This is a genomic window from Pedococcus sp. (genome assembly GCF_036000045.1).
GTDB lineage: Bacteria > Actinomycetota > Actinomycetes > Actinomycetales > Dermatophilaceae > Pedococcus.
Window position 1 is genome coordinate 56,786 of the sequence record NZ_DASYGF010000060.1, and the last position, 19,725, is coordinate 76,510.

At 72.0% G+C, this 19,725-nt stretch carries 20 protein-coding genes; 6 read left to right on the plus strand and 14 right to left on the minus strand.

The window, feature by feature from the left end; translation table 11 throughout:
• Positions 1-69: 69 nt before the first annotated feature.
• Both VGN50_RS09445 and guaB read right to left on the minus strand, forming a co-directional pair.
• Complete coding sequence (locus tag VGN50_RS09445; RefSeq protein ID WP_327444505.1) at positions 70-1,191, minus strand: GuaB3 family IMP dehydrogenase-related protein; 1,122 nt, start codon at positions 1,189-1,191, stop codon at positions 70-72.
• Positions 1,192-1,399: 208 nt separating this feature from the next.
• Positions 1,400-2,977 carry an IMP dehydrogenase gene (gene guaB / locus VGN50_RS09450; protein WP_327444506.1) on the minus strand — a complete coding sequence of 526 codons (1,578 nt, stop codon included), beginning with the start codon at positions 2,975-2,977 and terminating at the stop codon, positions 1,400-1,402.
• A gap of 178 nt (positions 2,978-3,155) precedes the next feature.
• Between guaB and VGN50_RS09455 the strand changes: the two genes are divergently transcribed.
• Together VGN50_RS09455 and VGN50_RS09460 are read left to right on the plus strand one after the other, a co-directional pair.
• The gene (locus tag VGN50_RS09455) at positions 3,156-3,449 is read left to right on the plus strand and encodes a WhiB family transcriptional regulator (RefSeq protein WP_327444507.1); all 294 of its coding nucleotides are present in this window, start codon (positions 3,156-3,158) and stop codon (positions 3,447-3,449) included.
• 30 nt (positions 3,450-3,479) lie between these two features.
• Entirely contained in the window at positions 3,480-3,704 is a 225-nt protein-coding gene (locus tag VGN50_RS09460) for an RNA-binding S4 domain-containing protein (RefSeq protein WP_327444508.1), read from the plus strand.
• Here VGN50_RS09460 and VGN50_RS09465 read toward each other — a convergent pair.
• The 3 genes from VGN50_RS09465 to groES all read right to left on the minus strand — a co-directional run bounded on the left by VGN50_RS09465 (position 3,701) and on the right by groES (position 7,425).
• On the minus strand, positions 3,701-5,158 hold the full coding sequence (locus tag VGN50_RS09465) for a sigma factor-like helix-turn-helix DNA-binding protein (RefSeq protein WP_327444509.1): 1,458 nt from the start codon (positions 5,156-5,158) through the stop codon (positions 3,701-3,703). The genes VGN50_RS09460 and VGN50_RS09465 overlap by 4 nt on opposite strands.
• Before the next feature lie 253 nt (positions 5,159-5,411).
• Positions 5,412-7,031, minus strand: a complete 1,620-nt coding sequence (gene groL / locus VGN50_RS09470; RefSeq protein ID WP_327444510.1) for a chaperonin GroEL — start codon at positions 7,029-7,031, stop codon at positions 5,412-5,414.
• 100 nt (positions 7,032-7,131) lie between these two features.
• Entirely contained in the window at positions 7,132-7,425 is a 294-nt protein-coding gene (gene groES, locus VGN50_RS09475; protein ID WP_327444546.1) for a co-chaperone GroES, read from the minus strand.
• 250 nt (positions 7,426-7,675) lie between these two features.
• Here groES and VGN50_RS09480 point away from each other — a divergent pair, with 250 nt between their 5' ends.
• Positions 7,676-8,902: a class I SAM-dependent methyltransferase gene (locus VGN50_RS09480; RefSeq protein WP_327444511.1), complete on the plus strand. Its 1,227-nt coding sequence runs from the start codon at positions 7,676-7,678 to the stop codon at positions 8,900-8,902.
• A 337-nt stretch (positions 8,903-9,239) separates the two neighbouring features.
• Here the strand turns inward: VGN50_RS09480 and VGN50_RS09485 are convergent, their stop codons facing one another.
• Positions 9,240-9,926: a TetR family transcriptional regulator gene (locus VGN50_RS09485; RefSeq protein WP_327444512.1), complete on the minus strand. Its 687-nt coding sequence runs from the start codon at positions 9,924-9,926 to the stop codon at positions 9,240-9,242.
• Positions 9,927-9,979: 53 nt separating this feature from the next.
• On the opposite strand from VGN50_RS09485, the gene VGN50_RS09490 reads away from it, so the two are divergent.
• Both VGN50_RS09490 and VGN50_RS09495 read left to right on the plus strand, forming a co-directional pair.
• The gene (locus VGN50_RS09490) at positions 9,980-10,411 is read left to right on the plus strand and encodes a nuclear transport factor 2 family protein (RefSeq protein WP_327444513.1); all 432 of its coding nucleotides are present in this window, start codon (positions 9,980-9,982) and stop codon (positions 10,409-10,411) included.
• On the plus strand, positions 10,408-11,268 hold the full coding sequence (locus VGN50_RS09495) for an SDR family oxidoreductase (protein ID WP_327444515.1): 861 nt from the start codon (positions 10,408-10,410) through the stop codon (positions 11,266-11,268). Before VGN50_RS09490 ends, VGN50_RS09495 begins: the two co-directional genes overlap by 4 nt.
• A 112-nt stretch (positions 11,269-11,380) precedes the next feature.
• On the opposite strand, the gene VGN50_RS09500 is transcribed toward VGN50_RS09495, so the two are convergent.
• Together VGN50_RS09500 and VGN50_RS09505 are read right to left on the minus strand one after the other, a co-directional pair.
• Positions 11,381-12,217 carry a ribokinase gene (locus VGN50_RS09500; protein WP_327444516.1) on the minus strand — a complete coding sequence of 279 codons (837 nt, stop codon included), beginning with the start codon at positions 12,215-12,217 and terminating at the stop codon, positions 11,381-11,383.
• Positions 12,217-13,197 carry a nucleoside hydrolase gene (locus VGN50_RS09505; protein ID WP_327444517.1) on the minus strand — a complete coding sequence of 327 codons (981 nt, stop codon included), beginning with the start codon at positions 13,195-13,197 and terminating at the stop codon, positions 12,217-12,219. Before VGN50_RS09505 ends, VGN50_RS09500 begins: the two co-directional genes overlap by 1 nt.
• A gap of 66 nt (positions 13,198-13,263) precedes the next feature.
• On the opposite strand from VGN50_RS09505, the gene VGN50_RS09510 reads away from it, so the two are divergent.
• Complete coding sequence (locus VGN50_RS09510) at positions 13,264-14,589, plus strand: glycoside hydrolase family 3 N-terminal domain-containing protein (protein WP_327444518.1); 1,326 nt, start codon at positions 13,264-13,266, stop codon at positions 14,587-14,589.
• 96 nt (positions 14,590-14,685) lie between these two features.
• Here VGN50_RS09510 and tsaD read toward each other — a convergent pair whose 3' ends face one another.
• From tsaD to alr, 6 genes are read right to left on the minus strand one after another with little or no spacing between them, the layout of a single operon-like run.
• Positions 14,686-15,735: a tRNA (adenosine(37)-N6)-threonylcarbamoyltransferase complex transferase subunit TsaD gene (tsaD, locus tag VGN50_RS09515; RefSeq protein ID WP_327444519.1), complete on the minus strand. Its 1,050-nt coding sequence runs from the start codon at positions 15,733-15,735 to the stop codon at positions 14,686-14,688.
• The gene (gene rimI, locus VGN50_RS09520; protein ID WP_327444520.1) at positions 15,735-16,175 is read right to left on the minus strand and encodes a ribosomal protein S18-alanine N-acetyltransferase; all 441 of its coding nucleotides are present in this window, start codon (positions 16,173-16,175) and stop codon (positions 15,735-15,737) included. Before rimI ends, tsaD begins: the two co-directional genes overlap by 1 nt.
• 5 nt (positions 16,176-16,180) lie before the next feature.
• On the minus strand, positions 16,181-16,837 hold the full coding sequence (tsaB, locus tag VGN50_RS09525; RefSeq protein WP_327444521.1) for a tRNA (adenosine(37)-N6)-threonylcarbamoyltransferase complex dimerization subunit type 1 TsaB: 657 nt from the start codon (positions 16,835-16,837) through the stop codon (positions 16,181-16,183).
• Positions 16,837-17,361, minus strand: a complete 525-nt coding sequence (tsaE, locus tag VGN50_RS09530) for a tRNA (adenosine(37)-N6)-threonylcarbamoyltransferase complex ATPase subunit type 1 TsaE (protein ID WP_327444522.1) — start codon at positions 17,359-17,361, stop codon at positions 16,837-16,839. The genes tsaB and tsaE overlap by 1 nt, the downstream gene beginning before the upstream one ends.
• Positions 17,354-18,550 carry an alpha/beta hydrolase gene (locus tag VGN50_RS09535; protein WP_327444523.1) on the minus strand — a complete coding sequence of 399 codons (1,197 nt, stop codon included), beginning with the start codon at positions 18,548-18,550 and terminating at the stop codon, positions 17,354-17,356. Before VGN50_RS09535 ends, tsaE begins: the two co-directional genes overlap by 8 nt.
• Positions 18,547-19,725: an alanine racemase gene (alr, locus tag VGN50_RS09540; RefSeq protein ID WP_327444524.1), complete on the minus strand. Its 1,179-nt coding sequence runs from the start codon at positions 19,723-19,725 to the stop codon at positions 18,547-18,549. Before alr ends, VGN50_RS09535 begins: the two co-directional genes overlap by 4 nt.

A 19,725-nucleotide genomic window follows, 5' to 3' on the forward strand; every position in this document is an offset into this window, starting at 1 on the left:
CTCACCGCCGTTGGTGTGCGGCCTGAGAACGAGGGTGATGGCAGGAAGTTACTGCCGGTAAGGAGAAACCTAGCTGCGCTGGTAGGGCGCGACCACGACCTCGACCCGCTGGAACTCCTTGAGGTCGCTGTAGCCGGTCGTGGCCATCGCACGCCGCAGGGCGCCGATGAGGTTGCCCTTGCCGTCCGCCGTGCGGCCGGGACCGAACAGGACCTGCTCCAGCGGAGCGATCGCGCCGACCTCGACGCGCTCGCCGCGCGGCAGGTCGGGGTGGTGCGCCTCCGGGCCCCAGTGATGACCGCGACCCGGAGCATCGGTGGCGCGGGCGAGGGCGGCGCCCAGCATCACGGCGTCGGCGCCGCACGCTACGGCCTTGACGATGTCGCCGCTGTCGCCCATGCCTCCGTCGGCGATGACGTGGACGTAGCGGCCACCCGACTCGTCGAGATAGTCACGCCGGGCGGCAGCGACATCGGCGATGGCGCTGGCCATCGGCGCGTGGATGCCCAGGGTGCGCCGCGTGGTGTGGGCCGCTCCCCCACCGAAGCCGACCAGGACGCCTGCCGCGCCGGTGCGCATGAGGTGCAGCGCCGCGGTATAGGAGGCGGCGCCGCCGACGATCACCGGAACGTCGAGCTCGTAGATGAACCGCTTGAGGTTGAGCGGCTCGGCCCGCCCCGAGACGTGCTCGGCGCTGACCGTCGTGCCGCGGATGACGAAGAGGTCGACGCCGGCGTCGACCACGGTCTTCCAGAACTGCTGGGTGCGCTGCGGGCTGAGCGCCCCCGCCACCGTCACGCCGGCCTCGCGGACGTGCCGCAGTCGCTCGGCGATCAGCTCGGGCTGGATCTCGGCGGAGTAGATCTCCTGCATCCGCGCCGTCGCCACGGCCGGGTCGAGCGTGGGGATCTCGGCCAGCAGGGGCGTCGGGTCCTCGTAGCGTGTCCACAGCCCCTCGAGGTCGAGCACGGGCAGACCGCCCAGCCGGCCGAGGGCGATGGCCGAGTCCGGCGACATGACCGAGTCCATCGGCGCCGCGATCACCGGGATGTCGAAGTGGTAGGCGTCGATCTGCCACCCCACCGACACCTCCTCGGGGTCGCGCGTACGCCGCGACGGGACGACCGCGATGTCGTCGAAGGAGTACGCCCGACGTCCGCGCTTGCCGCGCCCGATCTCGATCTCAGTCACCGGAGGATGCTATCGGGCCGGGCGGACGACAGACGTCCCGCCGCCGGGGTGAGGGGGATCCGGCGACGGGACGCCTGGGATCGCCGCGACGGTCCAGGCCGTAGCGGCGGGCACAAGGAGACGACCCCCTGCGCGGCCGCCCCGCCGGCCGTGCTTCAAGGCTAGGCGGCCGGCCCACCGGGCCCTTCACGCAGATGGCGTATGCCGGTCAGCGTCCGCTGTAGTTGGGCGCCTCGACCGTCATCTGGATGTCGTGGGGGTGGCTCTCCTTGAGCCCCGCCGAGGTGATCCGGACGAACCGGCCGCGGGCCTTGAGCTCGGGGACGGTGCGCGCGCCGACGTAGAACATCGACTGCTGCAGCCCGCCCACGAGCTGGTGCACGACGTTGGTGAGCGGTCCGCGATAGGCAACCTGTCCTTCGATGCCCTCGGGGACGAGCTTGTCGTCGCTGGTCACGTCGGCCTGGAAGTAGCGGTCCTTGGAGTACGACTTCTTGCCGCGCGAGGACATCGCACCCAAGGAGCCCATGCCGCGGTAGGACTTGAACTGCTTGCCGTTGACGAAGATGAGCTCACCGGGGCTCTCCTCGCACCCGGCCAGCAGCGAGCCGAGCATGACGGTGTCAGCCCCGGCCACGAGCGCCTTGGCGATATCACCGGAGTACTGCAGGCCGCCGTCGCCGATCACCGGGACGCCTGCGCGCCGACAGGCCAGCGAGGCGTCGTAGATGGCTGTCACCTGCGGCACGCCGACTCCGGCCACGACCCGAGTCGTGCAGATGGAGCCAGGCCCGACGCCCACCTTGACGGCGTCGACACCCGCCTCGACCAGCGCTGCCGCCCCCGCACCGGTGGCGATGTTGCCGCCGATGACCTGGACGTGACGGGTGGCCGGGTCGGCCTTGAGCCTGCGGACCATGTCGAGCAGGAGCCGGGCATGGCCGTGGGCCGTGTCGACGACGAGCACGTCGACCCCCGCCTCGACGAGCGTGGTCGCGCGCACCCAGGCGTCACCGAAGTAGCCGACCGCCGCGCCGACCATGAGGCGGCCCTGGCCGTCCTTGCTCGCGTCGGGGAACTGCTCGGACTTGACGAAGTCCTTGACAGTGATCAGCCCCGCCAGCCGGCCCTGCTCGTCGACCAGGGGGAGCCGCTCGCGCTTGTGCTGGCGCAGCAGCGCGGTCGCGTCCTCGCGGGAGATGCCGACCGCTCCGGTCACCAGGGGCATGGGTGTCATCACGTCGCGCACCCGCGTGGTGGCCCACTCGGCCACCGGGGTGAAGCGCAGGTCGCGGTTGGTGATCATGCCGAGCAGGGTGTTGACCGGGTCGACGACCGGGAGGCCGGACACGCGGTACTCCCCGCACCTGCGGTCCAGCTCCTCGAGGGTGGCATCGGGGCCGATGGTGACGGGGTTGGAGATCATCCCGGTCTGGGTGCGCTTCACGAGGTCGACCTGGTAGGCCTGGTCCTCGATCGACAGGTTGCGATGGAGCACCCCGAGGCCACCCTGGCGGGCCATGGCGATGGCCATGCGCGACTCGGTGACGGTGTCCATGGCGCTGGAGACCAGCGGGACCCGCAGAGAGATCTCGCGGGTGAGCCGGGCGGTGGTGTCGACCTCGGACGGGATGACATCGGTCTCGCCGGGCAGGAGCAGCACGTCGTCGTAGGTCAGTCCGAGCTTGGCGAACGGGTCGTGCTCGAGGTGCTCGGGCTCGGACTGGGGCGAGGCGGAGGGCTGGGAGGTGAGGTCGGGCAGGCGGTCATCCACACCAAGACTCATTGCCCCATGGTAACGGGCGTCTCTGAGGCTCCCGGACCCGCGGTCGAGGAGCCCACGGACCGCCACCGGACCGCCACCGGGCTTGAACAAGTCCTTACGTTTGCAGTCTGTTTCCGCAGGTCAGCCGAGGGTAGCGTCCCAGTCGAGCGGCATCGTGCCGCGAGGATGCGAGGACGACATGGCTGAACTGTCGCGACTCCCCGGGCCGGTGGCGGACCTGTGGGACTGGCAGCTCGAGGGCTCCTGCCGTCAGGTGAACCCCGAGGTGTTCTTCCACCCCGAGGGAGAGCGCGGGCCGGCTCGACGGTCGCGGGACTCCGAGGCCAAGGAGGTGTGCCTGGCCTGCCCGGTGCTGCGACAGTGCCGCGAGCACGCCCTGAGCGTCCGTGAGCCCTATGGCGTCTGGGGGGCCATGACCGAGGACGAGCGCGAGGCGTACTACGCCGGTCAGGCCGTCCCGGCGGCCAGCTGAACGAGGCTGGCGCCCGCCTAGACTGCGCGGGTGAGCCCTTCCCTCGAGGTACCGATCCGCGACGAGTCGATCCGGCTCGGTCAGCTGCTCAAGCTCGCGGGCGTTGTGGACGACGGCGCCATGGCCCGGATGGTCATCGAGAACGGCGAGGTGACCGTCGACGGCGTGGTGGTGCTGCGCCGAGGCACCCAGGTGCGGCCAGGCCAGAGCGTGACGTATGCCGGCGAGTCGCTGATCGTGGTCGCAGGCAGCTAGCCGCGGCCCAATGCAGAAAGCACCATCTCGTACGAGCCGCGAGACAGCACCAGCTGGTCGGCGAGGTTCCAGTTCACGGCCATCACACCTCTGTTGCCGCAGAGTTCCACCAGGCTGAGCACCCGTCCGTTCGTCGTCCTGACATGGAGCACCACCCGTCCTCGCACGATCGGTGCGCAGGTCGCCCTCCCACGGCCGGTGACCGAGGAGCCGGACCTGGCCAGGTCGGCGTTCAGCAGCGCGACCTCCTCGACGCCGAGCACCCGGCGCGTCACGGGGAGCACCTGGACGGGTAGGTCAGTCGGGTCGGGGACCGGGTGGAAGCAGGCCGTGGCCTGGCTGACCGTGGTGCCCTTAGGCAGACCGGCAGCCAGGTCACTGTCCCGGGTGAAGGCCTTGCTGAGCACGGAGGTGCAGGGCAGGAACGGGTCTGCCGAGGCGGTGCCCCACTGCGCCGACAGCTGGTCGCCCAGGGCGATGAAGTACCGGTCCAGGGCGGGCCAGCCGTTGCACGCCAGCCGCTGGTTGTCGTACGCCGCCACCCGGCCGTCGAGCCCTTGGACCAGCATCCGGTACGCCACCCCGGAGGGCAGCGCTGCACAGGGTCCGTCGACGCCGCGCGGGTCGAAGCGCAGATAGTCCAGCGCTACCGTCCCCGACACCGGGTCGTCGGGCGGTAGCGAGCCCACCCAGGCCGAGGCGTCGCTGCGGTCGGCACACACCAGCACCTCACGCACGCTCGCACTGAGCGGCCGGGCACCGGACAGCGGCGCCAGCGGCAGGTCCGGTGAGTCCATGGCGCACGACAGGCGAGGCAGCGCGGGGCCGACGACGTGGTCGCGAAATGCCCCTGACGCGGCCACGCCGCCGGCGGCCAGCACGGCGACCAGGCCTGCCACGCCGGCGGCTCGCACCCGACGGGCGCGAACGGCATACCGGCGTGCATCGTCGGCCAGGCCGTCGGTGGCCGGGCTCTCGGGCACCGCCTCCACGAGCGCGTTCCCGAGGTCCAGCCCCTTGCGGACCGCGGCGCTCCTCGAACGCACGGCCCTGACGGAGCAGTCCAGCACCTCGGCGGCCTGACGCTCGTCGAGGTTCTCGTAGTAGCGCAGCACCGCGACGGCACGATGGGCTGGCCTGAGGGCGGCCAAGGCGTTGTGCACGTCGGGCTGCCCGTCGGTGGCGTCCGGCACGGCCGGTGACCGGCGCCTCCACCGACCCCGAGGGTGCTCGAGAAAGGTGGCCATCATCGCGCGGCGGACATACGCGTCGTACAGGCCGTCGTCCTGCTCGCTGACGTTACGCCAGTGCGGCAACGCACGGGCGAGCGCCACCTCCACGAGCTCTCGAGCCCCGCGGGAGTCACCGGTCAGCAGCCACGCCATGCGCAACAGGTGCACTCCCCGCGCCGCGACATAGTCGTCGAAGCTGGGGTCGACAGCAGCACGCGCCATCTGCACCACCTCGCCCATGCCGGGCACGCCGACCGACCTCGCTCGGCGGTCCCCTCCCAGGGTGACACCCCGCCGCGCCCGCGCCTACCCCTCCCCCGTAGGCGAACCCCCTGCAGGGACGACCGCGGCATGGCGAAGGCCCGCCCCCGCAACAGCGGGGACGGGCCTTGGCGACAGGAGCGGGTATGCCGCGTCCTGACCTCGGTGACGCCGGTCAGCGACCTCGGTCAGCAACCTCGGTCAGCAACCTCGGTCAGTGGCCGTGGCCGTGACCGTGACCGCCCGCGGCGCCCTGGTCCTCCTCTTCCTTCTTCTCCACGACGAGTGTGTCGGTGGTCAGGACCATCGACGCGATCGACGCGGCGTTGCGAAGAGCGGAACGGGTGACCTTGACCGGGTCGATGACGCCGGCCTTGATGAGGTTGACGTACTCGCCCGTGGCGGCGTTGAGGCCGTTGCCCGCCTCGAGGTCGCGCACCTTGGAGACGGCGACGTAGCCCTCCAGGCCGGCGTTCTCGGCGATCCAGCGCAGCGGCTCGGCCGCGGCCTTCTTGACGATGAGCGACCCGGTCGCCTCGTCGCCCTCGAGGCCGAGGCCGTCGATGACAGCGGAGGCGTGGACGAGAGCGGAGCCGCCACCGGCGACGATGCCCTCCTCGATGGCCGCGCGGGTCGCCGAGATGGCGTCCTCGATGCGGTGCTTCTTCTCCTTGAGCTCCACCTCGGTGTGGGCACCCACCTTGATGACGCAGACGCCACCGGCGAGCTTGGCGAGGCGCTCCTGGAGCTTCTCGCGGTCCCAGTCGGAGTCGGTGCGCTCGATCTCGGCCTTGATCTGGTTGACCCGGCCGGTGACGTCGTCGCTGGCGCCGGCGCCGTCGATGATCGTGGTGGTGTCCTTGGTGACGACGACGCGGCGGGCCTGGCCAAGCACGTCGAGGTCGGCCTGGTCGAGCTTGAGCCCGACCTCCTCGGAGATGACCTGGCCACCGGTGAGGACGGCCATGTCCTGGAGCATCGCCTTGCGGCGGTCGCCGAAGCCGGGGGCCTTGACCGCGACGACGTTGAACGTGCCGCGGATCTTGTTGACCACGAGGGTCGAGAGCGCCTCACCGTCGATGTCCTCGGCGATGATCACCAGCGGCTTGCCGGACTTGACGACCTTCTCGAGCACCGGCAGGACGTCGGCGATCGCAGAGATCTTGCCCTGGTTGATGAGGATGTAGGCATCCTCGACCACGGCCTCCATGCGCTCGGCGTCGGAGATGAAGTAGGGCGAGATGTAGCCCTTGTCGAACTGCATGCCCTCGGTGAACTCGAGCTCCGTCGTCGCCGTCGAGGACTCCTCGACGGTGATGACACCGTCCTTGCCGACCTTGTCGAAGGCGTCGGCGATGGTCGCGCCGATGCTCTGGTCCTGAGCGGACAGGGCGGCGACCTGGGCGATCTCGTCCTTGCCCTCGATCTCGCGGGCGGTCTTGAGCAGCTGCTCGGAGACGGCCTCGACGGCCTTGTCGATGCCGCGCTTGAGGCTGGCCGGGGCAGCGCCCGCGGCCACGTTGCGCAGGCCCTCCTTGACCATCGCCTGGGCGAGCACGGTGGCCGTGGTGGTGCCGTCACCCGCGACGTCGTTGGTCTTGGTGGCGACCTCCTTGGCGAGCTGGGCGCCGAGGTTCTCGTAGGGGTCGTCGAGCTCGACCTCACGAGCGATGGTCACGCCGTCGTTGGTGATGGTCGGCGCGCCCCACTTCTTGTCGATGACGACGTTGCGACCCTTGGGGCCGAGGGTCACCTTGACGGCGTTCGCGAGCGCGTCAACACCACGCTCGAGCGACTTGCGAGCCGAGTCATTGAACTCCAGCGTCTTAGCCATGAATGTCCTTCTCTAGCAATGAGTTTGCGGGGTGGAGGCAACGTGCCCCGTATGCCGGTCAGCCGGCATACGGGGCACGTCACTCACATGGTGCGAATGCTCAGCCGACGACGGCGAGGATGTCGCGAGCGGAGAGGATGAGGTACTCCTCGCCGCCGTGCTTGATCTCGGTGCCGCCGTACTTGCTGTAGATCACGCGGTCGCCGACCTTGACGTCGAGCGGGACGCGGTTGCCGTTGTCGTCGATGCGGCCAGGGCCGATCGCGAGGACCTCGCCCTCCTGGGGCTTCTCCTTCGCGGTGTCCGGGATGACCAGGCCAGACGCGGTGGTCTGCTCGGCCTCGACGGACTTGACGACGATGCGGTCTTCGAGCGGCTTGATGGAAACCGACACGGTGAGGACCTCCCCTTCGGGAATGTCGAAAGTTGGACAGGTGGATGGTGCGGTGCTGCGGTACTGCCGAGCCGCCTCGCCCGGGCCGCCGTCGCGGGGGTCGACCTGGTGGGGCGTTAGCACTCGGCGAACCGGAGTGCCAACCGCAAATCTAGGCTCGCTGTTAGCACTCGGTCAACTCGAGTGCCAGAGTGTGTCGCGGCGTTCGCCGTGGGCGGACACCGGTGGCACATGCGACACAATGCGGCGCATGGATCTCGCCCTGCTGCGCCAGCTCACGACAGGCGAGGGCTGGGGGCTCCTGCAGTCGCTGCCACCGTACGACGAGGGGCAGGCGATGGCTCTGCAGCAGCGGCTGCGCGAAGCCGGGTTCGACGCGGAGCTGGTGGCCGCGGCCCTGAACCAGTCCCGCCTGCGAGCCCGGGCCGTCGACAAGTTCGGTGAGTTCGCCCGGGGCATGGTCCTCACCTCCGACGGGCTCGAGCAGGCCACCCGCCTGTCCGTCGCGGCGCAGCACGCCCAGCGCTTCCGTGCTGCCGGCATCCACACCGTGTACGACCTGGGCTGCGGGATCGGGGCCGACGCCATGGCGATGGCCGGGCTGGACCTGCGGGTCCGCGCCATCGACGCCGACGAGGTCACCGCGGCGATCGCCGCCGTCAACCTCAGGCACTGGCCCGACTCCACCGCGGGCCACGGCAGCGTCGAGGAGTTCACGGCACCTGCTGGCGGTGGAGCGCGCGGCGTCGGCGCCTGGCTCGACCCGGCCCGCCGGACCCCGGGTGTGGCGGACGTCGCCGGACGCACCCGTCGCCTCTTCAGCCTGGCCGACATCTCACCGTCGTGGGACACCGTGCAGGCGGTGGCCCGGGCGTTGCCCGCCACCGGGGCCAAGCTCAGCCCCGGCCTGCCCCACGCGGCAGTGCCCGCCGGCGCCGAGGCGCAGTGGACGTCGTGGGACGGCGAGGTGGTCGAGTGCGCCGTCTGGTGGGGTCCCCTGGTGCGGCACGCCGGTCGCACTGCAGCCGTACTGCGCCACGGGTCCCCGGCCGTCATCGTGACGGCGGGAGCGCAGGAGCCTGCCACCCTCGGCAACCTCGCCGAGGTAGGGCCGTGGCTCTACGACCCCGACCGTGCCGTGCTGCGGGCGGGGCTGGTGTCAGCCCTGACCGACGCGACCGGCGGGGTCGAGCTGGACACCGGCGTCGGCTACGTCACCTCGACCCGAGCGGTGGACGTGCCCTTCGCGCGCCGGTATGCCGTGGTCGAGGCGATGCCGTTCAACGTCAAGGCCCTGCGGGGGTGGCTGCGGGACCGCGGCATCGACCGGCTCACGATCAAGAAGCGGGGGGTCAGCGTGGACGCAGACCTGTTGCGTCGCCAGCTGCGGCTGCCACCCAAGGGCCGGACCGAGGCGACGGTGGTGCTCACTCGTGTCCGCAGCAACCAGGTCGCCCTTGTGGTCCGACCGGCCTGAGCTCGGCGCCCCAGGCGCCGTGGAGTGGATGACCAGCACGAGACACCCCAGGACCTCGAGGAGCCGGCGACCCACGCCGGCACAACCCGAGGAGGTGCGGTCGTGACATCGCGCCGCACGGCTCCAGCCAAGGTCGCCAGCTCGCCGAACGAGAGGCATGAGTCCCCGATCGGCTCGTAGCCTGTTCACCATGGATGACGTGGCGGTCAGCCAGGCTGACCGTCCTGACCCGGAGGTGACGAGGATGAGTCCCACGATCGCAGTCTGGTGATCCAGGCGGCCGACGAGGGCGCCAAGACCGGCTGCCTCGTGAGTCAGGCCCTCGCTGCAGTCCCCATCACCCTGACGGTAACGCTGCAGAGCTAGCCGACCGAGGCCCGGATGGCGCATCAGCCATCAGGGCAGCCCGCAGCAGTCGGTCGACGAGGTCGATGTAGTCGCGAGCCGGCCAGCCGGCCCGGTCGAGGAGCGGCTCGGGCAGGTGGCCCGACACGGCGAGCATGATGTCGCGTGCCTGTTCCACCGAGACCCCGGGCCGCAGCTCCCCCGTCGCAGCAAGCAGTCGCGCGTTGTGGGCCATCCGGGCGTTGCGGGACTCCTCGATCCGTTGGTAGAGGTCGCCGACCGCTGGGTCGACGACGGCGAGGGACCTGATGAGCGCGAAGAGGCGGCTGCTCTCGCCGGCAACCTCGGCGGACAGCCGCGCCCAGGTGGCGATCATCGTTCGCGCATCACTGTCACCAGCCGCAGCATCGGCTCGCCGCTCGGCCGACTGCTCCCCGCGCCCTTCCAGGGCGCGCCACCAGGCCGCCTCCAGCAGCCCCACCTTGCCCCCGAAGCCCTTGTAGATGGTGTCGACCGACACCTCGGCGTCCGCCGCCACGGCCGCGACGGTCGTCGCGGCATACCCGTCGCTGAGGAAGCGAGCGCGAGCCGCCGCGATGATGCGAGCCCTGCGTGCGGCTGCTCGTTCGCGTCGCCCGGTCGCGTCATACGTGCGGCCCTTGACGTGCGGTGTCGACAAGCGGATCATCCTCCTTATCCATTCCAGTGTACTGGAACCAAATAGGAGTCGCTATGACTGACTCACCCGCCACACCCTCAGAGGCGGTCGCCCGGCTCTTCGACCGGACCAACGCTCACGACCTGGACGGTCTCGTGGCCTGCTTCGCAGCGGACTACACCTTGACCAACCCAGCCCACCCCGCTCGCGACTTCGTCGGCACCGACCAGGTGCGCCGCAACTGGAACGGGCTGTTCGCTGGCGTCCCTGACCTGGTCGTCACGGTCCACCGCCTTGTCGCCGCCGGCGAGCACGTGTGGGTGGAGCTGGCCATGGACGGCACGCGAAGGGACGGCACACCTCTGCGTATGGCGGGGGTTCAGATCTTCACCGTCCGCGGCGGGCTCGTGCGAGGTTGCCGGTTCTACCTCGAGCCCGTCGACCCGGTCGCCGCGGCCGCCCTCGACGCTGACGGCGCCGTCCGGCAGGCGGTCAGCCAGCCATGATCGCTGTCGTGGGCGGGACCGGACGCCTCGGCACACAGGTCTCCGCGATGCTCGCCCGCAAGGGCGAGTCGGTCCGGGTCGTCTCCAGGTACGCCGACCCCAGCGCACGAGACAGCGACCCTGCGTTGGCCGGCGCAGAGCTGATGGCCGCCGACGTGGCCGATGCCGGTCAGGCCCGGGCGGCCGTCTCAGGTGCCTCCCACGTCGTCGCGGCGCTCACCGGCATGGACCCCCGACGCGGTGCCGGGCCGCGGGCAGTGGACCGCGACGCGGCCATCGCTCTCATCGATGCCGCCGACGAGGCCGGCTGCCACCTCGTGCTGGTGTCCATCGTGGGCGCGGCTGCTGACAGCCCGATCGAGCTGTTCCGGATGAAGGCCGCTGCGGAGTCGCACCTCCGGGCGACCCACACGCCATGGACCATCGTGCGGGCCACCGCCTTTGCCGAGCTCTGGACCGAGGTCGTCACCGGGTCGGCGGGGCGAGACGGACGCGCCCGACTGCTGGGTCCGGCCCGCAGCCCGATGAACTTCGTCCGCGTCGCCGACGTGGCACGAGCGGTGGTGCGAGCGACTGAGGACGACGCCCTCATCGGCCACTGCGTCGAGGTCGGTGGGACAGAGAACCTGTCACTCACCGAGTTCGCGGCACGGCTCACCGGACGCCCACCACGGCACCTGCCCCACCCCCTCGTTCGGGCCATCGGCCGGGTGGCCGAGCCGCTTGCTCCGGGGATCGCGCGAATCGCCCAGCAGGCGACAGCGATGGACACGGTGGACCTGACCTTCGACCCCGGGCCGGCTCGGGCGACCTACCCGTGGCTCACCACGACGTCGCTGGCGCTGCCCGCTGCGTGAGATGGGGTGACCCGCCACGGCTGAGCCTCGGTCACCCAGGCCGCCTACCCTTCCGGCACCCTGTACCCGCACCGCCATCTCCTCGTGCGGATGGCTGGTGACTCAGTCGGGGTCACGGAGAGCGCATCAGCAACGCGTCCGGCTGGGCTCCTGGGTAACGCACTGCCGCAGCTCCGGCCCGGCCTGCCCTGGTGACGGCCTCGGCTCGGTCGGCCCCGGCAGCGAGCGCGGCCGCCAGCGCTCCGCAGAAGGCGTCGCCGGCGCCTGTGGTGTCCACGACCTCCTCGGGGGGCACCGCTACCGCGTCGAACCGCTCCCCGTCCCACTGGCAGCCGGCGGCGCCGAAGGTCACGAGCACCGAGCCCGGCATGACGCCCGAGTCCGCAAGCAGAAGCGCCTCGTGCTCGTTGACCACCAACGGGTCCGCGAGAGCCGCGACATCGGGCGGGAGGGCGGCATACGGGGCGGCGTTGACCACCACTCTCGCGCCCCGCGCGTGCGCGGCCCGCACGGTCTGGGCGACGGTCGTCAAGGGCACCTCGAGCTGGAGCAGCACGACGTCACCCGTCCCCACGCTGGAGAGGTCGGGTGGTGAGACCTCGGCGTTGGCCCCAGGGATCACCACGATGGCGTTCTCACCATCCGCATCCACGGTGACCCAGGCCTGTCCGGTCACGGCTCCAGCGCGCGTCTGTACGCCGGATACGTCGATGCCCCGGGCCGCCAAGCGGCTCAGGTAGGCCCGGCCCCCCTCGTCGTCCCCCACCGCGCCGACCATGACCACGTGCGCTCCCGCAGCCGCCGCGGCAACGGCCTGGTTGCCCCCCTTGCCGCCGGCATACCGGCGGGGTTGCCCCTGCGCGAGCACTGTTGCACCGGGTCCCGCGTGGCGCTCGACCTGCACCACGAGGTCGAGGTTGAGCGAGCCCACCACGACGACCCGACCCATCAGCGCATGCCGCCGCTGACCGTGTCGAGCCACAACGTGGCATAGCGCTGCGCGTCGACCCCGAGACACACGTCGATCGTCGAGCGGGCCGGTCCGTGCGGGTCGTGCGACAGGTCGCCACCCCAGTCGCGCCGGTCGACGATGGTCCGTCCGCGCGACCAGGTGCCGGCCAGCTCGACGCGCACGGGCAGCCTCTCGCGCCTGACTCCGGCCGGCTCGATGACCGTGCAGACCGCCCCCGCGTCGCCGATGGTCGCACTGTCGGCGCCGAACCGCGCGCACTGGAACCCGACCAGGCGCCCGGCGAGCTCGCCGGGCCCGTGGCCGCCTGCCGAGACCAGCTTCGCGGCGGTGGCCTTGGAGATCCTCGGCGCGTAGAAGACGTCGAGGCCGTACATCGTCACGCGCACCCCCAGGGCGGCACAGGCGTCCAGCACGACGGCCGCCGACTCGGGGTCGTGGAACACGTTGAACTCGGCCGAGGCCGTCGCATTGCCCACGTGCGCCGCGCCGCCCATGAACACGACCTCGCGCAGCCCCCTCGCCGCCTCAGGATAGGTGCGCAGCAGCAGCGCGACGTTGGTGAGCGGCGCCAGTGGCACCAGCGTGACCAGCTGGTCCTCGCCCCCGGCAGCGGCCTCGAGCAGCACGTCGCGGAGCACCTCGACGGCATGGCGTGCGTCGGGCTCGCGGGTCGACTTGGCCCAGTCGAGGTCGCCCATGCCGTCCTGGCCGTGCACGTGGCGGGCGTCGACCGCCTCCTCGAGGAGTGGTCGCTCCGCGCCACGCGCGACGACGACATCGGGCCGCTCGGCGGCGTCGAGCACGGTGAGGGTGTTGGCCACGACAGAGTCGACGTCGGCGTTGCCTCCGACGCAGGTGACCGCGCGCAGGTCCAGCGCGGGATGCAGGGCGGCCAGCAGGATGGCGCAGGCGTCGTCGACACCGGTGTCGACGTCGAGAACGACGGGGAGGGCCATGCGCCGATCCTGCCAGAGGCCGTGGCCGGCCCGACGGGACCGAGCGTGAGGGCGTAGGTTCGAACGATGTGGACACGAGGCGTCGCCGCGCGCCGGGGCCGCCCCGGTGGGACGGCGGCGGTCGCGGTCCTCTCGCTGCTGGCGCTCGGCATGAGTGCGTCGTGCTCGACCACGCCACCAGCCCCACCACCCCGGTCCACCGCCCCGCCGAGCACGACGGGCCCACCTCCGACCGCCATGCCCTCCTCCGCGACGAGCCCGCCCACCCCGGCAGGGCCCACCACCGCTCCCCGCCCCCGACCCAGCAGCCCGCCGACGACGAGGGGGGCCACGGCGGGAGCCCGACCAGGCGACGGCTGCGGCCAGCGGCTCGCCGCCGCCATGACGCCGGCCCAGCGCGCGGGACAGCTGCTCATGGTCGGCCTGGAGCCCACGATGAGCTCGCGGACTCTTGCCGCCCAGGTGCGCGCTCAGGGCATCGGCGGGGTGATCTATGTCGGCGGGTGGTACACCGGAACCGCTTCTGTGGCAACGGTTTCCGCACGGCTCCAAGCGGCTGCGGCAGGCCACCTGCTGATTGCGGCCGACCAGGAGGGTGGTGCGGTGCAGCAGCTGCGGGGGGCCGGTTTCTCGCGGATACCCTCGGCCCGCACCCAGGCGACGATGGGCACCCTCGCCGAGGAACGGGACGCCCGGCTCTGGTCGCGCCAGCTGGCCGCAGCAGGGGTCAACGTCAACCTCGCTCCGGTCGCCGACACCGTGCCGAGCTGGATGGGCGCGGGGAACGCGCCGATCGGCCGCTACGAGCGCGACTTCGCCCCCGGCGCCCCACTGACCAACGGCCGGTATGCCGCCGCCTTCGTCCGCGGAAGCCTCGCCGGGGGGATCGCACCGACCGCCAAGCACTTCCCCGGCCTGGGTCGCGTGCGGGGCAACACCGACACGACGAGCCAGGGCATCACCGACACGACAACCTCGGCGGCCGACCCCTACCTCGCATCCTTCAGGGCCACCATCGCCGCGGGGGCGCCGCTGGTGATGGTCTCGTCCGCGTTCTACCCGCGGCTCGACCGGGTCGCTCAGGCGGTGTTCTCGGCGCCGGTCGTCACCGGTCTGCTACGGCAGCGGATGGGGTTCGGAGGGGTGGTGGTCAGCGACGACCTCGGGTCTGCCGCGTCGGTGGCGCGCGTGCCCGTGGGTCAGCGAGCGACCCGGTTCGTCGCCGCGGGGGGCGACATCGTGCTCACCACGGTGGCCTCCCAGGCGCCGGCCATGGTGAGCGCTCTGTTGGCGAAGCGCGCCGCGAGCCCGGCGTTCGCGCGCCGCCTCGACGCCTCGGCGGCCCGGGTGCTCGACCTCAAGGCCCGGCTGCGTCTGGCCCACTGCCCCTGAGCGGTGGCGTCCCGTCGCGCGCTGTGGGGCTGGCGGAGGCGTGCCCGAGGCGTGTGCCCGAGGGTGTGCCCTAGGCCTGTGCCCTAGGCCTGTGCCCTAGGCCTGGACCTCGGTCACCGGCATGGAGGAGTCCGCCGGCAGTCCGAGATCGGATGGCGCCCGCCCCTTGAGCACCATCTGGGCGCCGAGGGAGGCGACCATCGCGCCGTTGTCCGTGCACAGCCCGGGCCTCGGCACGCGCAAGGCGATGCCCGCCGCGTCGCAGCGCTCCTGGGCCATGGCTCGCAGCCGCGAGTTGGCGGCAACCCCACCGCCGATCTGGAGGTTGGCGACGCCGTGCTCCTTGCAGGCCAGGACCGCCTTGCGGGTCAGCACATCGGTCACCGCCTCCTGGAACGACGCCGCGACGTCCGCCACCGGCACGGGCTCTCCCGCGGCCTCGCGCGCCTGCACCCAGCGAGCCACAGCCGTCTTGAGCCCCGAGAACGAGAAGTCGAACCGGTGCCGCTCCATGTCACGCCCCGTCGTCAGCCCTCGCGGGAAGTCGATGGCGACGCTGCTGCCCTCGCGGGCGGCCCGGTCGATGTAGGGGCCACCCGGGAACGGCAGGCCCAACACACGCGCCACCTTGTCGAAAGCCTCACCCGCGGCGTCGTCGATCGTCGAGCCGAGAGAGATGATCTCGTGGGTGACATCGGGCACGAGCAGCAGGGAGGAGTGACCACCCGAGACCAGCATCGCCAGGGTCGGCTCGGGCAGCGGCCCGTGCTCGACGATGTCGACGGCGACGTGGGACGCGAGGTGGTTGACGCCGTAGAGGGGCTTGCCCAGAGCGACCGCGAGCGCCTTGGCCGCCGCGACGCCCACCATGAGCGCACCCGCCAGCCCGGGACCCGAGGTCACGGCGATGGCGTCGAGGTCGGTCAGCCGCACGCCGGCCTCGCGCGTGGCGCGTTCGATCGTGGGCACCATCGCCTCGAGGTGGGCCCGGCTGGCCACCTCGGGCACTACCCCGCCGAACCGCGCATGCTCGTCCACGCTGCTGGCGATGGCGTCGACCAGCAACGTCTCGCCGCGCACGATGCCGACCCCGGTCTCGTCGCAGGAGGTCTCCAACCCCAGCACGAGGGGCTCGTCAGCAGCCATCAGGCGTCCCCTCCCAGGCTCAGCCGCATGATCTCGGCGTCGACGTCGCCCGGCTGGTAGTACCTGCGGCGGACGCTCACGACCTCGAACCCCCGGGAGCCATACAGTGCACGCGCCGTCGCATTGTCGGCCCGCACCTCGAGCATGAGGTATGCCGCGTGGTCGGCCTCGGCGCGGGCCACCAGCTCCTCGAGCAGGCGCCGCCCGAGGCCGCGCCCCTGGGCGGCGGGGGCCACGGCCATGGTCATCACGTCGGCGACGTCACCACCGAGGTCGAGCCCGGCATACGCGAGCAGGTCGCCGTCGGCAGACTCCTCGACCACGTAGGACCGGCGCGGGCGGCCGGCGAGCTCGGACCACCAGGTGGCCTGGCTCCAGGCGTCGTGGGGGAACAGCTCGGCCTCCAGCTCGGCGAGCCGCTCGATGTCGGTCCAGGCCATGTCTCTCATGCCCGTCCCCGCTCCGCGGTGGTCAGGGCGTCGGGGCGCCGGAGGTAGAGGGGCTCGACGGGCATGGGTACACCGTCGGCCAGCCGCCGGAGCGCCAGCCCGGCCAGCGAGCCGGCCTGCACGTCGAGGAGGGCCAGGGGCTCGGGGAAGAGATCAGGGAACAGGACGGGTCCGCGCCCCGCCGTGGGGAGCGCGCGCAGGTCCGCAGACAGCTCGGCCGGGCGGTCGACCGCCGGCTCGCTCAGGGCCTGCGGTATGCCGTCGACCGCCAGGTAGCGCACCCAGTAGACCTCCTTGCGGCGGGCGTCCGTCGCGACGAGGAACTCGCCGTCGCGCACCTGCGAGGCGGCGTCGACCGCGAGCGCGTCGAGGCTGCAGATCCCGTGGACGGGCAGTCCGCGGGCGTGGCCGAAGACGAGGCCGGTGACGATGCCGACACGCAGCCCGGTGAAGGGACCCGGCCCGGTGCCGACGACGACGTCGGTCACCTCCTCGGCCGAGCGGCCGGCCTGCGCGAGGACGTCGAGGACCAGGGGTGCGAGGCGTTCTGAGTGGCCTCGGGCGTCCAGCACCGAGACCTCGGCGGAGGTGCCCGGCCCGCGCAGCGCCACGGTGATGGCGGTGGTCGAGGTGTCGAGGGCGAGCAGCAGCATCAGCAGGGCTCCGTGAGACTCGTCAGGCCATGGAGGACGTCCATCGTGTCCGGTTCGCCGTGCTCGTGCTGGCCCCCAGGGTTAGCTGACCAGCGGGGGCCGTGCGTGGTGACCGTGGCGGTGCGGACGTCCTCGCCGATGAGGCTGACCTCGAGCCGGTCCTCGGTGAGGTCCTCGGCCAGGCCGTGCCCCCACTCGACGACCGTCACGGAGTCCTCCAGAGAGGTGTCGAGGTCGAGGTCGTCGAGCTCGGCGAAGCCCCCCAGGCGGTACGCGTCGACGTGCACCAAGGCGGGACCGCCCACCAGCGAGGGGTGGACTCGGGCGATGACGAACGTGGGCGACGTGATCGGCCCCCGCACTCCCAGACCCTCGGCGACGCCCTGGGTCAGGGTGGTCTTGCCGGCACCGAGGCCCCCGGTCAGCACCACGAGGTCGCCCGCTCGCAACAACCGGCCCAGCCGACCACCCCAGGCACGAGTGGCCTCCGGGGTGGTCAGCGGCGGGCTGACGAGGTCAGCCACGGCGGCCCCCGCGGCGCGCCTTGGCGACGCGGCGGCGCTTGGCGACATCGGTGATCGTGCGGCGGACCCGCGGCTTGAGCGCCACGGCGACGCCCTCCTGCGCCGCCCGCATCCCGCGCTCGACGAGGGCCAGCAGCTGCTCGTTGAGCACGTCGGGGTGCTCGAGCATGATGATGTGTCCGGCGTCCTCGACCACGAGGTGCTCGGCCCCCGGGACCAGCCGGACGATGGCGTCGGAGTGGTCCGGCGGGGTGAGCAGGTCCTGCATGCCGTTGACCACCAGCGTCTCGACGCCGTGAAACTTCTCGAGGGCGTCGCGCTTGTCGTGGAGGTTGATCGACGGCAGGAAGTCCGCCATGACCTGCAGGGGCGTGCCCATGATCATGTCGCCGGTGTAGCGGACGGTCTGCTGCGAGACCGCGGACGCGAAGCTGTAGTGCTCGACGATGAGGTCCTCGACATCGCGACCCAGCCGGCGGGCGGTGTTGACCAGCTGCTGACGCGAGCCGAGCCGGGCGAGGAAGCGCGGCCCGAGTCGGCCGAGCAGGCGGCCGACCAGCTGGCCGAAACCGAGGTTCATCATGTTCTGGCCCCCCGCGCTGGTGGCGACGAAGGCGGCGGCGACCACGCGGTCGCGCACCACTTCGGGGAACTGGTGAGCGAGCGACATCATGGTCATGCCGCCCATGGAGTGGCCGACCAGCACCAGCGGGCCCTCGGGCGCCGCCTCCTCGATCACGCGGTGGAGGTCGGCCCCGAGCTGGTCGATCGTGCATGACTCGGCCGGCGCTCGCTCGGACTGGCCGTGGCTGCGCTGGTCCCAGAGCACGACGCGGTACCCGGCCTCGACGAGGGCCTTTCGCTGGAGCACCCAGCTCTTGAGGCTGAGCGTGTACCCGTGCGAGAACACGACGGTCGGCCGGTCGGGGGACGCCGTGTCTGCCGCCGGCTCGTCCGCCTCGACGTGCAACGGCACGCCGTCGTCGGCGATGACCGCGAACTCCTTGTCGGGGGTATGGGCATAGCTGCCCGCGGGGGCGAGCACCGCGAGCCGGGCATGACGGTCCTTGGTGGCCCGGCCAGCGGCGACGCCCACTGCAGCGGCCGCGCCGGCGGCCGCGAGGCCGACGCCCAGCCCGACCAGCCCGCGAGCCGACCGGCTCAGCGGTGCGGGCACTGGAACGCTCACTGCCCGGCTCCGACGTAGACGCGCGGCACCCGGGCGCCGACCCGGGTGACGATCTCGTAGTTGATCGTGTCGATGGCCGCCGCCCAGTCCTGGGCGGTCGGCTCTCCTGCCGCGCCGACGCCGAAGAGCACGGCCTCGTCGCCCGCCTGGGCGACGGTGTCGGGACCGAGGTCGAGCACGATCTGGTCCATGCAGACCCGGCCGGCCACGGCGTACGTCCGGCCGTCGACCTGGACGGGACCCACGTTGGTGGCGTGCCGCGGGATCCCGTCGGAGTAGCCCATGGGCACGAGGCCCAGCATGGTCGCCTCGGAGGTCGTGTAGACGTGGCCGTAGGAGACCCCCTGGCCGGCGGGCGCACGCTTGACGCTGGAGAGCCGTGCGAGGAGGCGCATCGCCTCGCGCAGGCCGAAGTCCTCGGGGGCACCGAGGTCCGGCACCGGCGACAGGCCGTAGACGGCCACGCCCGGGCGCACGAGGTCGTAGTGCGCGGACGGGTTCGTCAGCGTCGCCGCGGAGTTCGCGAGGTGCCGGACCTGGGGCCGGATGCCGGCGCGCTCGGCCTGCTCGACGATGCCTTCGAACCGCTGCTGCTGGGCCTTGACCGTCGGGTGCTGCGGCGCATCGGCGTAGGCGAAGTGGCTGAACAGGCCCACCACCTCGACCGCCCGCTCTGACTGCGCCGTGGCGAGGCCGGCCAGCAGGGCCTCCAGGTCGGCATCCCAGGCGCCGTTGCGCCCCAGGCCGGTGTCGACCTTGAGGTGCACACGGGCCGTGCGACCGGTCGCGTTCGCCGCGGCCAGCGTCTGGTCGAGGGCCCACCTGGTGGAGAGCCCGAGGTCGATGCCCGCCTCCACGGCGGGGGCGAAGTCCTGGCCGGGGACGTGCAGCCACGACAGCAGGGGCGCCTGGACGCCCGCCTCGCGCAGGGCCAGGGCCTCGGGCAGCTGGGCCACCCCGAGCCAGGTGGCCCCACCCCGCAGCGCGGCGCGGGCGCTCGGGACCAGCCCGTGACCGTAGGCGTCGGCCTTCACGACCGCCATGACCTCCGCGTCGCCGGCGCGGGCCTTGAGGGCGGCCACATTGCCGGCGATGGCGTCGAGGTCGACCTGGGCGCACGAAGGAAGCCCCGGCGGAGCCGGGGCGACGGGGCTGCTCACGGGGTGCTCGCTCAT